We start from the raw sequence: 15,660 nt of genomic DNA on the forward strand, positions 1-15,660 counted from the left end.
TCCGGGAATATCCGGACAGCGCACGTTGTTTGTGCTTGTCTGTCCGGCTGGATGGAGCCGCTACGCTGCCTGGTGTGCCGCAGACCCCCGAGAAGACGACGACCGCGCGATCGGCGCGCGTGATCCTGCTGGACAAACCCAAGGCACTCGCGCTTTCCACGATCGGCGTTCGGCCTTTCGGTTCCGCTCCCCGGCAGAGTATGGCCGCGGTGTTGCACGGCGACGAAAGCGAGCGCCCGGGCCTGAACGCGAAGGAAACCGCGCAACTGCGAGGTATCCGTCGATTCGGAGCGACCGGCGCGGTCTTGATGGCAGTGGGCGCGCTCGGCGCCGGCGCACAACCCGTCCTGCAGAATCCGACCGCCGGCCTTCGAGTCCTCAGCCTTCCCGGACGTATGCCGACGGTCTCGCTCACCATGACGATGACCGGAACGGTGCTCGTCGTTCTCGCCTGGCTGATGATGGGCCGATTCGCCGTCGGCGACATACGCAGCCGATCCGGCGCACCGCGGCGCATGACCCGCTCTCAGTTGGACCGCACACTCCTGCTGTGGATCCTGCCGCTCTCCGTCGCACCGCCGATGTTCAGCCGCGACGTCTACTCGTATCTGGCACAAAGCGAAATCGCGGCCCGCGGACTCGATCCGTACGCCATCGGCCCCAAGGCGGCACTGGGCGTCGACCACGTCCTCACCCGCACTGTTCCGACCATCTGGCGGGACACGCCGGCTCCGTACGGGCCGTTCTTCCTGTGGCTGGGACGCGGAATCAGCTCACTGACCGGCGACAACATCGTGGCCGGAATCTTCTTGCACCGCTTGCTCGCATTGGCCGGCGTCGCGCTCATCGTGTGGGCGATACCTCGACTGGCCAAGCGATGCGGCGTCTCCGCAGTCAGTTCACTCTGGCTCGGAGCCGCGAACCCGCTGCTGCTCTTCCACTTGGTGGCCGGCATCCACAACGAAGCGCTCATGCTCGGGTTGATGCTCGCCGGAATCGAGATCGCCCTCCGCGCAGTCGAAGGGTCCGGGCCCATCCGTGGGCGGGCACTGTTCTATCTCATCGCGGGATCCGGATTGATCGCGTTGTCGTCGACCGTCAAAATTCCGTCCTTGCTCGCACTCGGATTTGTCGGCATGGCTCTGGCCCGGCGTTGGGGTGGCACCTGGAAAGCCCTGGCGGGAGCCGCGATTCTCCTGGGCATCGTTGCCGCCGTCGTCACGTTTGTCATCAGCTCGGCCAGTGGGCTCGGCATGGGTTGGATCAACACCCTCGACACCGCTACGGCGGTCAGGAGTTGGATGTCCATCCCGACGCTGCTGGGCGTCGGCACGGGGTTGGCCGGTGTACTGCTCGGACTCGGCGATCACACGACGGCAATCCTCACGATCACGCGGCCAATCGCGTACCTGGTTGCCATTCTCATCACCGCGCGGATGATGATCTCGGTGTACATGGGCCGCATTCACCCGGTCGGTGGACTCGGCATCGCACTCGGGGCCATCGTTCTCCTGTTCCCGGTCGTTCAGCCCTGGTACCTGCTGTGGGCGATACTTCCGCTCGCAGCCTGGGCCACCGCGCCGATTTTCCGCATCCCCGCTGTGGTGTTCACCTCGATCGTCAGCGTCATGTTGATGTCGAACGGCGCCGAATACCTTCCGTTCATGATCGTGCAGGCCGTCATCGCGACCATCCTCACCGCCGGAACGCTCATCGTCTTCACCCGCAATTCACTCCCCTGGCGCAGCGACAAGCCAGTAGCGGAGATCACGAAAGGCGGACCGGTAGACGAAGACAACTCGGCGGGGGCTTACGCTGATTCCCCGTGACCTCGAGAGCCTCCAGATCGTCGACGCCGGCGGTACAGATCCAGGGTGTCGTCAAGTCCTTCGACGGTGTTCGAGCCGTCGACGGTATCGATCTCACTGTCGAGACGGCCCAGGTCGTTGCCCTGCTCGGCCCAAACGGAGCCGGTAAGACAACCACCGTCGAGATGTGCGAAGGGTTTGTCACCCCCGACGCCGGCACCGTTCGAGTGCTCGGTCTCGACCCCATCGCCGACTCCGGTGAAGTCCGCTCGCGAATCGGCGTCATGCTTCAGGGCGGCGGCGCATACCCCGGGTCCAAAGCCGGAGAAATGCTCGACCTCGTCGCCGCATACTCTGCCGACCCACTCGATCCCACCTGGCTCCTTGCCAAACTCGGCCTCACCGATGCGCGCAAGACACCCTACCGTCGCCTTTCCGGCGGCCAGCAGCAACGACTGTCTCTGGCGTGCGCGCTTGTCGGCCGTCCCGAGTTGGTATTTCTCGACGAACCCACCGCCGGACTCGACGCTCAGGCACGTCTACTCGTGTGGGAACTCATCGACGCTCTGCGCCGCGACGGCGTCAGCGTCCTGCTCACCACGCACCTCATGGACGAGGCCGAAGCGCTCGCCGACGAACTGGTCATCATCGACCACGGCAAGATCGTCGCGTCGGGAACGCCGGCCGAGGTCACCAGCAAGGGCGCCGAAGGCCAACTCCGTCTGACGACGGTTCCCGGTTTGAGCCTCGACTCGCTAGTCGGCTCACTCGCCGGGTTCCGCGTCGAGGAATCCAACCCCGGCACCTACGTCGTCGAAGGTGCAATCGATCCGGCAACCGTGGCGACAGTCGCGACGTGGTGTGCCGATCAGGACGTGCTGATCAACGACATTCGCGTCGATCAACGGAGTCTGGAAGACGTCTTCCTCGAATTGACGGGCCGGGAACTGAGGGGATGACGGAGATCAAGGTCATGAACGAAACAGCAGCGAACGGCCAGAACAGTGGGACTGCCAACGGAGCCAGGGAACGCCGGCTCGCCGAGAACCGCTTCGAGCCTGGCACTTTCTCGCCGGATCCCCGCCCCAGTTCGGCGGCCGAAATGCTGGCGGCGCAGACCAAACTGGAACTGACTCTTCTGCTCCGCAACGGTGAGCAGTTGCTGCTGACGATGTTCATCCCGATCACCTTGCTCATCGGACTGTGTCTACTTCCGATCGGCGATTTGGGCGATTCTCGGGTCGATACCGTGCTCCCTGGTGTCATGATGGTTGCCGTGATGTCGACGGCGTTCACCGGACAGGCCATCGCCGTCGGATTCGATCGCCGATACGGCGCGCTCAAACGACTCGGTGCAACGCCGCTACCGCGGTGGGGAATCATCGCGGGCAAGAGCGCCGCCGTCATCATCGTCGTGGCACTGCAGGCATTGCTGCTCGGCGCTATCGGTTTGGCGTTGGGGTGGCGTCCGTCGTTCGCCGAACTGGTACTCGGCGCAGTGGTCATTGCCATCGGTACTGTCACGTTTGCAGCGCTGGGACTGCTGCTCGGCGGCACTTTGCGAGCGGAGATCGTTCTCGCTCTCGCCAACGTCTTGTGGTTCATCATGGTGGGCATCGGCAGTGTGGTCTTCGCCAGTGGCGAACTTCCGACCGCTGTTCACACGCTGGTGCGCATTGTTCCGTCCGGTGCTCTCGCTCACGCTCTCGAAGCGGCCCTCGACACCTCGATGGACTGGTTCTCGATTCTCGTACTTCTCATCTGGGCCGCGGTGGCCGGTGTCTGCGCAGCAAGGTGGTTCAAGTTCACGTGAGTACACGACGGACAGCTCAGATCGTCGGCTGTGTGGCCGCAACAGTGATGTTGTGTGCCGGACCCGCAACGGCGACTCCCTCGGTGTCCGGTCCACTCGCACCTGCGAATCCGTACCTCGGTCCCGTCGGTACCTCCACCATGCACGGTGACGCGGGCTCGTCCGACGTCACTCCGCTGCCCGGACCCGGAACCGGCCCCCACGAAGTGACCGCCTTCCCGATGATGGCCGCCTGCCCGACGGTCCTGCAGGGTTCCGACGGCATGATCGTCTCGCTCTGCACGACGATGCTCGGCCAGATCCCGACCATCCATTTGATCGATCCGAAGGCCGACGCCACGCCGTTGGGTAGATCCGTGGCGCAACTGCCGCTCGCGAAGGGCAGTCTCCTCGGCGGCGTCTACGCCTACCTGGACAACGAGAACCGCCTCGTCGCGGTCGACGGAAATCGTCTGCTGGTCCGCATTTCCCATGCTCAGAATCCGGACGGCAGTTGGCGGCTGGAACTCGCCGATGCCGTCGATCTCAGTGGTGCGGTTGCCGCCGACGACAACGTCACCGGCCTCGCTCCCGACTGGGAAGGCAATGTCTGGTTCGCCACCGGGCACGGCACCGTCGGGTATGTCGGCACGGATCGAATCGCGCACAGCATCGCTCTCCCCGAGGGTGAACAGGTGCAGAACAGCATCTCCACCTCCCCGACGGGCACTGCCGTCGCTACCACACACGCGCTCTACCAACTGAAGCGAAGCGGCGACGAGGTCGTCGTCGACTGGCGTCAGCCGTACGATCGCGGGCCGGCCCGCAATCCCGGTCAGCTCAGCTGGGGTACCGGATCGACTCCGACGTACTTCGGCCCCTCGACGGGCAGTGATTTCTTGACCATCGTCGACAACGCCCATCCGACGGTGAGCTTGCACGTCTATCGCGCTGACACGGGCGCCGAGGTGTGCACACAACCGGTGTTGTCCGCTGCAAGCCAGGACGGCTCACCGAGCGGCAGCGAGAACTCGCCCGTCGGCATCGGTCATTCGGTCTACGTCGCCGGCACTTACGGATACCCGTACCCCACAACTCCTGAAGGCGCCGGCCCGGCGGTCCCCGCCACGGCACCCTTCAACGGCGGCATGACCCGCGTCGACATCGACCCGGTCGGCTGCCATGTCGTGTGGGACAACACGATTCGAAGCTCCGCGGTCCCGCACCTCTCGACCGCTGATGGCGCGATCTACACCGTCACCCGGGACGGCGCTGCGAACACCTCGCCGCTGGACGGGTACTCGTTCGCGGTGATCGACTCGAAGGACGGGTCACAGATCGGTTCGACTCCCCTGCCGTCGACCATCCTCAACGACACCCTGCAGATGTCTGCGCTCATCACCGAGTCGGGCGAGTACTTCCAGGGCACGATCTCGGGAATCGTGCGGGTTCGCGCAAACTGACGCGAGCTGGCCCCAACGACGCGGAGCTTGCTGGCCCCAACGACGCGGGGCAGGCGCGGAGCGAGCTGCCCCCAACGACGCGGGGCAGGCGCGGAGCGAGCTGCCCCCAACGACGCGGGGCAGGCGCGGAGCGAGCTGCCCCCAACGACACTGTGTAGTTGATGGGGAACTACGATCGTTGGCGTGGTGAATCGTGTGTATGCCGGATTTTTGCGCTTGGTGGATCGACTACCTCTCCCCTCGCTGAAAACGCAGAAGATCATCGCGTTCATCGTGATCCTGACGCAGGGCGGCATCGCTGTCACCGGCGCGGTGGTGCGCGTGACGGACTCGGGACTCGGTTGCCCGACGTGGCCGCAGTGCTTCCCCGGTAGCTTCGTCCCGGTCGGCCACGGACAGGTCGCGGTCATTCATCAGGCTGTCGAGTTCGGCAACCGCCTGCTCACATTCCTGGTTGTGATCGTCGCGGCTGCAATCGTGCTCGCGGTGACTCGCGCTCGCCGTCGCAAAGAGGTGCTTGTTTACGCCTGGATGATGCCGCTCGGCACCGTGGTTCAGGCAGTCATCGGCGGAATCACCGTCCTGACCGGCCTGCTGTGGTGGACGGTGGCAATCCACCTGGTGGCGTCGATGCTGATGGTCTGGGTTGCCACGGTGATGTACGCGAAGATCGCCGAACCCGACGAGGCTACAACTCTGATCGTGATGCCGAAGCCGCTGCGGTGGCTTACCGCGCTGTCAGGTGTCGCGCTCGCCGGCGTTTTGGTCGCTGGCACCCTCGTAACGGGTGCAGGCCCGCACGCGGGCGACAAGGGACTGGAACGCACGGTGCCTCGCCTGGAGGTCGAGATCGTAACGCTTGTTCATCTGCACTCGCAGCTGCTGGTCGGATACCTCGCGCTGGTCGTGGGACTGACCTTCGGCCTTTACGCGGTCGGAACGTCAGCGGCCGTGAAGCTCCGCTTGAAGGTCCTGCTGGGACTGATCCTCGCGCAGTCACTCATCGGCGTCGTGCAGTACTTCACCGATGTGCCGGAAGTTCTGGTGATCATGCACGTCGCTGGTGCCGGACTGTGCACGGCTGCGACGGCAGCAGTTTGGGCCGCGGGCAAGACCCGCCAGTTCACGCCGACCGGCTCGCCGATACCAGCTGTCTGACACTTGAAGACACGTGTGGGGAGTAGGAACACCTTTTGGTGTTCCTACTCCCCACACGTCATTTTCAGGATTCGTTGCGAGCTTTCGGGAACCGAGTCTGATTGGCAACCCAACCGGCCATCTTCTTGAAGTGGCCTTCCTGCGGGGTGACGATGCTCGTCAGCTCACGCTCCCACTCGGCAACGGTGACGTTGTCGAAGGATGCGACGACGGCATTGGCCGTGGCGAGGTCCTCGACGACCTGGTCACCGAGGATGCCGTCGGCACCCACGAGAGTGATGCGAACGCCGGCAACGCCGACCGGCTGGATGACGGCGCTGGCGGTTCCGCCGTGCTCGGCGACGAACTTGGTGATGGCATTCACCGTGGACTTCGGCAGTTCCGGCGCGGACGGGGTGGCGTCCGACTTCTCTGTATCGGTGCTCATGACTCGACAATACTGGTCGGTAGCCCGGAAGCGACACCAGGCATGGACTGAGGCTCGGTCGCCGCGGGTGTAGAACAGAAACCATGCGAGCCATCTACGTGACCGAGACCGGCGGACCAGAGGTTCTGACTCTGACCGAACAACCCGAACCGACACCGGGCCCAGGCGATCTACTTGTCCGGACCGAAGCGATCGGCATCAATTTCATCGACACGTACTTCCGAATGGGCCAGTACAAGCGGCCGCTCCCCTACATTCCGGGCGACGAGGGCAGCGGTGTTGTCGAAGCCGTCGGTTCCGATGTCACCGACTTCGCCGTGGGCGACCGTGTCGCGTGGGCCGCGGCCACTGGCAGCTATGCCGAGAAGGTGGCTGTTCCCGCCGCAGTCGCAGTCAAAGTGCCCGACGGTGTCCCGGCATCAGCCGCAGCGTCGGCGCTCCTGCAGGGGATGACGGCGCATTACCTCGCGAAGTCGACGTATCCGATCCAGAGCGGAGACACCGTGCTCGTGCACGCGGGCGCGGGCGGCGTCGGATTGATCCTGACGCAGATGGCCGTCAGCCTCGGAGCGAAGGTCGTCACGACTGTGTCTTCGGATGCGAAGGAAGAACTCTCGCGTGGCGCCGGCGCCTCGGAGGTACTGCGGTACGACGACGACATCGCAGCGCGCGTCCGGGAGTTGACCGGCGGCGAAGGAGTCGCGGCAGCATACGACGGCGTCGGCGCAACAACCTTTGATTCGAGCTTGGCTTCCGTACGTATCCGCGGCACCGTCGCATTGTTCGGCGCGGCCAGTGGTCCGGTTCCGCCGGTGGATCCGCAGCGGCTCAATTCGTCGGGCTCACTATTCCTGACGCGTCCGACGCTCGCGCATCACATTCGCACTCGTGAGGAACTGACCTGGCGTGCCGGCGATGTCTTCGACGCCATTGCGGCCGGGAAGCTCGATATTCGCGTCGGGGCCGAGTATCCCCTCGCCGATGCGGCGACAGCGCATCGGGATCTGGAAGGTCGAGCAACCACGGGATCAATCGTTCTGATCCCCTAGCGAAGTGCTGTGCGCCTTTATTAACCGCCCGCGGTTAATAAAGGCGCACAGCAGAATCAGCTGAGCATGTCACTGATCGTCTGGAGTCCGAGCACCGAGTCGACAGCGAGGCCGACGAAGACGATCGCAAGATAGTTGTTGGACTGCAGGAACAGGCGCAGCGGCTTGACCTGGGCACCGCCACGAACGCTGCGGTACAGCTGATGGGCCATGAGCAGGAACCACGCGCCGGCGACGATGGTGATGGCGGCGTAGATGACGCCGGACGCGGGCACGAGGACGAGCGTCGTGACGACCATCGCCCAGCTGTAGAACAGGATCTGCTTGGTGACGTGCTCTTCGGTGGCGATCACGGGAAGCATCGGAACACCGGCAGCTTTGTAATCTTCCTTGTAGCGCATTGCGAGCGCCCAGGTGTGCGGCGGCGTCCAGAAGAAGATGATCAGGAACAGCACAACGGGCTGCCAGCTCAGTGATCCGGTGACTGCGGCCCAGCCGACGAGGACGGGCATACATCCGGCAGCGCCACCCCAGATGACGTTCTGCCAGGTACGACGCTTGAGAACCATCGTGTAGATGAGTACGTAAAACGCGATCGTGATCACGACGAGGATGCCGGCGAGGAGGTTGGCTCGCCACCACAGCCACAGGAACGACGCGAGACCCAGGAGAAGTCCGAAGACGAGCGCGTTGCGGGTCGGTACCGCCTCGCGGGCCAGCGGACGCTTGGCGGTGCGCTTCATGACCTTGTCGATGTCGGCGTCGACGACGCAGTTGAGGGAGTTCGCACTCGCTGCACCCATCCAGCCACCGAAGAGGGTGCTGAGGATCAGAGCGATGTCGACTGTTCCGCGATCGGCCAGCAGCATTGCCGGAATGGTTGCCACCAACAGCAATTCGATTACTCGCGGCTTCGTGAGCGCGATATAAGCCAGAACCTTGCCCGTTGCGCGACCCCACACCGTATCGGTGTTGGTCGCCCGCGGGGCGGCACCTGGGCTGCCGAAGCCATGTCCGCTCGGCTGTTGCCCTGTCCGCACGTTCTCTCCTTGCACCACGCGTTACCGCACTAACTCTTCACGACACACTACTGACACTGTTCTCTACTACGGACGATGGTAGACCGCAGCCATGGAGGAACCGAATCGACCCGGACAGCCAGGACCATTAGGCTGGGTTACGCAGTGGAGGGACACCCACCCTCGCAATCCACGTACACCATGTCAGGAGACATCTGCCAGTGTCGATCACAGACGAGATCCACGTCCTCACGCAACCCGTCCACCCCTCGGACTGGACCGACCTGGACACCAAGGCTGTCGATACCGCCCGCGTGCTCGCCGCCGACGCGGTTCAGAAGGTCGGCAACGGCCATCCCGGAACTGCAATGAGCTTGGCGCCGTTGGCATACACCCTCTTCCAGCGCGTCATGCGCCACGATCCTTCGGATGCAGAATGGGTCGGCCGTGACCGCTTCGTTCTTTCCTGTGGCCATTCGTCCTTGACGCTGTACACCCAGCTCTACCTGTCGGGCTACGGTCTCGAGCTCGCGGACCTCGAAGCTCTCCGCACGTGGGGCGCTTTGACCCCCGGCCACCCCGAGGTCGGCCACACCGTCGGCGTCGAGATGACCACGGGTCCGCTGGGCCAGGGCCTCGCCTCCGCAGTTGGTATGGCGATGGCTGCGCGCCGTGAGCGCGGGCTGTTCGATCCGGAGACCCCGGTCGGCTCCTCCCCCTTCGACCATCACATCTACGTGATCGCGTCCGACGGTGACATCGAAGAAGGCGTCACCTCCGAGGCGTCGTCCCTCGCCGGTGTCCAGGAACTGGGCAACCTCATCGTCTTCTACGACGACAACAAGATCTCCATCGAGCACGACACCACGATCGCTCTCGGCGAAGACGTCGGAAAGCGCTACGAGGCGTACGGCTGGCACGTTCAGCACGTCGAGGGCGGCGAAAACGTCTCCGGCATTCTCGACGCAGTCGCTGCGGCCAAGGCCGTCGTCGATCGCCCGTCGATCATCCTTCTCCGCACCATCATCGGTTTCCCGGCTCCGAAGAAGATGAACACCGGCGACGTCCACGGTTCCGCCCTGGGTGCCGACGAAGTCGCTGCGGTCAAGGAAGCCCTCGGATTCGATCCGAGCAAGTCCTTCGACGTCGACGCCGACGCTTTGGCTCACGCCCGTGAGGTCGTCTCGCGCGGCGCCGACGCACACAAGGCGTGGCAGGTCGAGTTCGACGCTTGGGCAGCACGTGAGTCCGAGCGCAAGGAACTCTTCGACCGTCTGTTCGCCGGCGAATTCCCCGCCGGCTGGGCCGACGCTCTCCCGACCTACGAGGCCGACGCCAAGGGCGTTGCGACTCGCAAGGCCTCCGGTTCGGCACTCAACGCGCTCGGACCGATCCTGCCCGAGCTGTGGGGCGGCTCCGCTGACCTCGCGGGCAGCAACAACACCACCATCAAGGGCGCAGATTCGTTCGGCCCGTTCTCCATCTCCACCAACGACTGGAATGCGCAGCCTTACGGCCGCACGCTCCACTTCGGCATCCGTGAGCATGCGATGGGCTCGATCCTCAACGGCATCGCGCTGCACGGCCCGACCCGCCCGTACGGCGGAACCTTCATGGTCTTCTCCGACTACATGCGTCCGGCCGTTCGCCTGGCTGCACTGATGAAGACTGCCGTCACCTACGTCTGGACCCACGACTCCATCGGTCTCGGCGAAGACGGCCCGACTCACCAGCCGGTCGAGCACCTGGCCGCACTGCGCGCCATCCCGAATCTCGCCGTCGTCCGCCCGGGTGACGCCAACGAGACCTCGTTCGCATGGCAGGCAGCACTCGAGAACAAGACGGGACCGACCGCTCTGGCACTCACCCGCCAGGACATCCCGGTTCTCGAAGGCACCAAGGAGAAGGCCGCCGAGGGCGTCAAGCGCGGCGCGTACGTTCTCGTCGACGCAGCCAACGGTTCGCCCGAGGTCATCTTGCTGGCCACCGGTTCCGAACTGCATCTGGCCACCGAGGCTCGTGAGACCCTCGAAGCTCAGGGCGTTGCAACCCGCGTCGTTTCCGTGCCCTGCCTCGACTGGTTCCTCGAGCAGGATCAGGCGTACCGCGACGAGGTCATTCCGCCCGCCGTCCGCGCACGCGTGTCCGTCGAAGCCGGCATCGCAATGCCGTGGTGGCGCATCCTCGGCGACGCCGGTCAGGCCGTCTCGCTCGAGCACTACGGCGCCTCCGCCGATTACAAGACCTTGTACCGGGAGTTCGGCATCACTGCCGACGCGACTGTCGAAGCCGCGCAGCGCTCCCTCGCAGCTGTGAAGGGATGATCTCGATGACACAGAACGTGAATACCGAAAAGCTCTCCGCTGCAGGCGTTTCCATCTGGCTCGACGATCTCTCACGAGATCGCATCCAGTCCGGCAACCTGCAGAACCTCATCGACACGAAGTCGATCGTGGGCGTCACGACCAACCCGTCGATCTTCCAGGCAGCCCTGTCCAAGGGCTCGGCTTACGACGCTCAGGTTCGTGAGCTCGCGCAGCGCGGCGCCGATGTCGACGCCACCATCACCGCGGTGACCACCGACGACGTGCGCGCTGCGTGCGACATCCTGGCTCCGCAGTTCGAGGCGTCGAACGGCGTCGACGGCCGCGTGTCCATCGAGGTCGATCCTCGCCTGGCACACGACACCGACGCCACCGTCGCGCAGGCGATCGAGCTGCACAAGATCGTCGATCGCCCGAACGTCCTGATCAAGATCCCCGCGACGCTGGCAGGCATTCCCGCCATCGCCAAGGTGATCGGCGAGGGCATCAGCGTCAACGTCACCTTGATCTTCTCGGTCGAGCGCTACGAAGCAGTCATGGGCGCATACCTCGAAGGTCTGGACACCGCCAAGGCTGCCGGCCGCGACATCTCGTCCATCGAGTCGGTCGCCTCGTTCTTCGTCTCCCGCGTGGATTCCGAGATCGACAACCGCCTCACTGCAATCGGCACGCCGGAAGCTCTCGAGCTTCGCGGCAAGGCTGCACTCGCAAACGCTCGCCTGGCGTACAACGCCTACCAGCAGATCTTCGAGGTCCAGCCCCGCTTCCAGGCTCTCCTGGCAGACGGTGCCAAGGCTCAGCGTCCGCTGTGGGCGTCGACCGGCGTGAAGAACCCGGATTACCCGGACACGCTCTACGTCACCGAGTTGGTTGCACCCAACACCGTCAACACCATGCCGGAGAAGACGCTGGACGCTCTCGCCGACCACGGTGAGATCACGGGCGACACCATCTCGGGCACCGCTCAGGAATCACAGGCGGTGTTCGATCAGCTCGCTGCTGTCGGCATCGATCTTGCGGACGTGTTCACGGTCCTCGAAACCGAGGGCGTCGACAAGTTCGAGGTGTCCTGGAACGAGTTGCTCGACGCAACTGCCGAGCAGCTCCGCGCAGCAACCCAGAAGAGCTGAGCCTGTGAGCGATTCCGCGGCGGCATCAGATTGGGTGAATCCCCTTCGGGACAGCACCGACAAACGGCTTCCGCACATTGCGGGGCCCTGCGCCCTGGTGATTTTCGGTGTTACCGGCGACCTTGCCAGGCGCAAGCTCATGCCAGCCATCTACGACCTCGCCAACCGTGGACTGTTGCCGCCCGGATTCGCTCTGGTCGGGTTCGCCCGGCGTGACTGGACGGACGAGGACTTCGCAAACGTCGTCCTCGAAGCAGTCAAGGACGGTGCTCGCACCAAGTTCCGTCAGGACGTGTGGGAGCGGCTCGCCGAAGGCATCCGGTTCGTGGAGGGCAGTTTCGACGAGGCCGAGGCCTTCCAGAACCTGTCCGACACGTTGGCGACGCTCGACAACGAGCGTGGCATCGGCGGCAATCACGGCTTCTACCTCGCGATTCCGCCCAACGCATTCCCTCAGGTCCTCGAACAGCTGTCCGCCTCCGGCCTCGCGCAGGCCGAAGACGGTCAGTGGCGACGCGTGGTCATCGAGAAGCCGTTCGGTCACGACCTCGCGAGCGCTCGCGAACTGAACGCCGTCGTCAACAAGGTGTTCCCCGAGGACACGGTCTTCCGTATCGACCACTACCTCGGTAAGGAAACGGTCCAGAACATCCTGGCTCTGCGCTTCGCGAACCAGTTGTTCGATCCGATCTGGAACGCGCACTACGTCGACCACGTTCAGATCACGATGGCCGAGGACATCGGCCTCGGTGGACGCGCCGGGTACTACGACGGCATCGGCGCGGCCCGTGACGTGATCCAGAACCACCTGCTGCAATTGCTCGCGTTCACGGCGATGGAAGAACCCATCAGCTTCGAGCCGCTCAATCTGCAGGCGGAGAAGATCAAGGTCCTCTCTGCCACTCGCCTTGCTGAGCCCCTCGACGAGACCACCGCCCGCGGCCAGTACGCGGGCGGCTGGCAGGGTGGGCTGCCGGTGGTCGGGCTCCTCGAAGAAGACGGCTTCGCAGCGGACTCCATCACGGAGACCTTTGCCGCCATCACCCTCGAGGTCGACACCCGCCGCTGGGCGGGTGTGCCGTTCTATCTGCGCACCGGCAAACGACTCGGCCGTCGTGTCACCGAGATCGCAGTGGTGTTCAAACGTGCACCGCACCTACCGTTCGACAAGACGATGACCGAAGACCTCGGCCAGAACGCTCTGGTCATCCGCGTGCAGCCCGACGAGGGCGTCACCATGCGGTTCGGTTCGAAGGTCCCCGGATCGAGCATGGAGGTCCGTGACGTCAACATGGACTTCTCGTACGGTCAGGCTTTCACCGAGTCGTCACCGGAGGCGTACGAGCGGCTCATTCTCGACGTGTTGCTCGGCGAGCCGTCTCTCTTCCCGGTGAATGCCGAAGTTGAATTGTCTTGGGAGATCCTCGATCCCGTCCTCGAGCACTGGGCTGCCGGCGGTAAGCCGGAACCCTACGAGGCCGGAACGTGGGGACCACCGTCTGCGGACGAAATGATGCAACGCACCGGACGCGAATGGAGGCGACCCTAGTGATTCTCGATTTGCCGTCCACCACCACGGTCCAGGTCAGCAAGAAACTGGTCGAGGTACGTAAGACCGGCGGCGCTGTCACCTTGGGACGAGTGTTGACGCTCGTCGTCTGCACCAGGGACACCGGGAACGCCGAGGAAGCCATCGAGGCCGCCAACGAAGCCAGCCGCGAGCACCCGTGCCGCGTCATCGTGCTTCTGCGTGGCGACGAGCAGAGTGAGCCTCGGCTCGATGCTCAGATCCGTGTCGGCGGCGACGCCGGCGCCTCGGAGGTCGTGGTCCTGCGTCTCTACGGTCCGCTTGCGGATCACGAGAGCAGCGTCGTCATCCCGTTCCTGCTCCCCGACACCCCGGTAGTCGCGTGGTGGCCCCTCGAGGCACCCGAGATTCCGGCGAAGGACCCTGTCGGGAGGCTCGCGATACGGCGCATCACCGATGCCACCGGTGCCCCCGATCCGACGGCCACCATCAAGGGGCGACTCGCGTCGTACACCGCCGGTGACACCGATCTCGCTTGGAGTCGCGTCACCTACTGGCGCGCGCTGCTTGCGTCGGCTCTCGATCAGCCGCCGCACGAGAAGATCACCTCCGCAGTGGTCTCCGGTCTCAAAACCGAACCGGCACTGGATATTCTCGCCGGTTGGCTGGCGGCCAAGATCGACGGTCCGGTCATTCGGCGTACGGGTGAGCTGACCGTCGAGTTGAAGCTCGAGACCCGCAGCATTTCCATCAGTCGCCCGCAGGAGGGCACGACTGCAACGTTGATCCGTACCGGTCAGCCCGACGCGCTGGTTTCTCTGGGTCGCCGAGAGACACGCGATTGCCTCGCCGAGGAATTGCGTCGACTCGATCCCGACGAGATCTACGAGGAAGCTCTGGCTGGATTGGAGAAGGTGACCTATGAGTGATGTTGTCGTAGAGAATTTTTCCGACGCCGGCCAACTCGTCGATGCTGCTGCCGCACGCCTGGTCACGACCATCGTCGAGGCCCAGAAGGCTCGCGGAGTCGCATCAATCGTTCTGACCGGTGGCGGAACCGGGATCGCACTTCTCGAGAAGTTGCGGAATGCTCCCGGCGACATCGACTGGTCTCAGATCGACCTGTACTGGGGTGACGAGCGGTTCCTGCCGTCCGGCGATCCCGAGCGGAACGAAGTGCAGGCTCGAGAGGCGCTCCTCGATCATGTGCCGGTCGATCCCGACCGAGTACATGCGATGGCCGCATCCGACGGTATCTACGACGGTGATCCCCACGGTGCGGCGACGGCGTACGAACAACTGCTGGGCGCTCAGGCACACGGCAATCAGGTCCCGACCTTCGACGTGCACCTGCTCGGCATGGGCGGCGAAGGACACGTCAACTCGTTGTTCCCGCACACCGACGCCGTTCGAGAAGAAGCGCGGTTCGTTGTCGCGGTAACGGACTCCCCCAAGCCGCCACCGGTTCGCATCACGCTGACGTTGCCCGCTGTTCGGCGTGCCAAAGAGGTCTGGTTGCTCGTCTCCGGCGCAGCAAAGGCCGAGGCCGTTGCCAAAGCGGTTGGTGGTGCCTCGGCCGAGGACTGGCCGTCCGCCGGAGCCACCGGTTTGGTTGCGACGCGTTGGTTCCTCGATCCAGACGCTGCCTCGCAGCTTCCGTGATCTGATTTTCACAGATCTGATTTTCACACCGGCCGGGAATCGTCTTCGGGCGATTCCCGGCCTGGTGGAAAGTCGACGACTTTCTCACCGTGGCGAGTTTCGACTACCCGCCGACTCCGGATCAGATGCGAATTTCCTTTTGACGGAACGGAACTCAATCCCGAGATCCCGTTTCTCCAACGGGCACTCTGCCCGACACAACGATTCATCTCTCCCCCTGTTTCGCTCCCCCGAGCAATTACTACCTTGGACGCCGCGGATCACGGTTCGGTTCCGCAGATCGCCGTCACTCTTGAACGA

The 15,660-nt window shown here is 64.2% G+C and carries 13 protein-coding genes; 11 read left to right on the forward strand and 2 right to left on the reverse strand.

The features are described from left to right. The first annotated feature begins 74 nt into the window (after nucleotides 1–74). From mptB to ACWF6P_RS10010, 5 genes are all read left to right on the forward strand, one after another. Nucleotides 75–1,829: a polyprenol phosphomannose-dependent alpha 1,6 mannosyltransferase MptB gene (gene mptB / locus ACWF6P_RS09990; RefSeq protein WP_452620917.1), complete on the forward strand. Its 1,755-nt coding sequence runs from the start codon at nucleotides 75–77 to the stop codon at nucleotides 1,827–1,829. After that, the gene (locus ACWF6P_RS09995; RefSeq protein ID WP_452620918.1) at nucleotides 1,826–2,767 is read left to right on the forward strand and encodes an ABC transporter ATP-binding protein; all 942 of its coding nucleotides are present in this window, start codon (nucleotides 1,826–1,828) and stop codon (nucleotides 2,765–2,767) included. Before mptB ends, ACWF6P_RS09995 begins: the two co-directional genes overlap by 4 nt. A 14-nt stretch (nucleotides 2,768–2,781) precedes the next feature. Next, a complete protein-coding gene (locus ACWF6P_RS10000) occupies nucleotides 2,782–3,621 on the forward strand; it encodes an ABC transporter permease (protein WP_378630241.1) in 840 nt (279 codons plus the stop codon). A gap of 47 nt (nucleotides 3,622–3,668) precedes the next feature. Next, nucleotides 3,669–5,063: a hypothetical protein gene (locus ACWF6P_RS10005; protein ID WP_452621008.1), complete on the forward strand. Its 1,395-nt coding sequence runs from the start codon at nucleotides 3,669–3,671 to the stop codon at nucleotides 5,061–5,063. Nucleotides 5,064–5,246: 183 nt separating this feature from the next. After that, nucleotides 5,247–6,221 (forward strand): COX15/CtaA family protein, encoded by a 975-nt coding sequence (locus ACWF6P_RS10010; RefSeq protein ID WP_378533107.1) that lies wholly within the window; start codon nucleotides 5,247–5,249, stop codon nucleotides 6,219–6,221. A gap of 64 nt (nucleotides 6,222–6,285) precedes the next feature. On the opposite strand, the gene ACWF6P_RS10015 is transcribed toward ACWF6P_RS10010, so the two are convergent. Next, complete coding sequence (locus tag ACWF6P_RS10015) at nucleotides 6,286–6,648, reverse strand: hypothetical protein (protein ID WP_230815574.1); 363 nt, start codon at nucleotides 6,646–6,648, stop codon at nucleotides 6,286–6,288. A gap of 83 nt (nucleotides 6,649–6,731) precedes the next feature. Between ACWF6P_RS10015 and ACWF6P_RS10020 the strand changes: the two genes are divergently transcribed. Next, nucleotides 6,732–7,697, forward strand: a complete 966-nt coding sequence (locus tag ACWF6P_RS10020) for a quinone oxidoreductase family protein (RefSeq protein WP_452620919.1) — start codon at nucleotides 6,732–6,734, stop codon at nucleotides 7,695–7,697. Between the two features lie 56 nt (nucleotides 7,698–7,753). Here ACWF6P_RS10020 and ACWF6P_RS10025 read toward each other — a convergent pair whose 3' ends face one another. After that, nucleotides 7,754–8,737 carry a heme o synthase gene (locus tag ACWF6P_RS10025; protein WP_283304656.1) on the reverse strand — a complete coding sequence of 328 codons (984 nt, stop codon included), beginning with the start codon at nucleotides 8,735–8,737 and terminating at the stop codon, nucleotides 7,754–7,756. Between the two features lie 200 nt (nucleotides 8,738–8,937). Between ACWF6P_RS10025 and tkt the strand changes: the two genes are divergently transcribed. From tkt to pgl, 5 genes are read left to right on the forward strand one after another with little or no spacing between them, the layout of a single operon-like run. Next, on the forward strand, nucleotides 8,938–11,040 hold the full coding sequence (gene tkt / locus ACWF6P_RS10030) for a transketolase (protein ID WP_452620920.1): 2,103 nt from the start codon (nucleotides 8,938–8,940) through the stop codon (nucleotides 11,038–11,040). Between the two features lie 5 nt (nucleotides 11,041–11,045). Further along, nucleotides 11,046–12,170 carry a transaldolase gene (gene tal, locus ACWF6P_RS10035; protein WP_378445962.1) on the forward strand — a complete coding sequence of 375 codons (1,125 nt, stop codon included), beginning with the start codon at nucleotides 11,046–11,048 and terminating at the stop codon, nucleotides 12,168–12,170. A 4-nt stretch (nucleotides 12,171–12,174) separates the two neighbouring features. Further along, complete coding sequence (gene zwf / locus ACWF6P_RS10040; protein ID WP_283304653.1) at nucleotides 12,175–13,719, forward strand: glucose-6-phosphate dehydrogenase; 1,545 nt, start codon at nucleotides 12,175–12,177, stop codon at nucleotides 13,717–13,719. Then, nucleotides 13,719–14,627, forward strand: a complete 909-nt coding sequence (opcA, locus tag ACWF6P_RS10045; RefSeq protein ID WP_095970270.1) for a glucose-6-phosphate dehydrogenase assembly protein OpcA — start codon at nucleotides 13,719–13,721, stop codon at nucleotides 14,625–14,627. The genes zwf and opcA overlap by 1 nt, the downstream gene beginning before the upstream one ends. Further along, nucleotides 14,620–15,360, forward strand: coding sequence for a 6-phosphogluconolactonase (gene pgl, locus ACWF6P_RS10050; protein ID WP_452620921.1), 741 nt, complete (start codon nucleotides 14,620–14,622; stop codon nucleotides 15,358–15,360). Before opcA ends, pgl begins: the two co-directional genes overlap by 8 nt. The last annotated feature ends 300 nt before the right edge of the window (nucleotides 15,361–15,660 follow it).

This window comes from Rhodococcus sp. NPDC055024 (assembly GCF_053608585.1).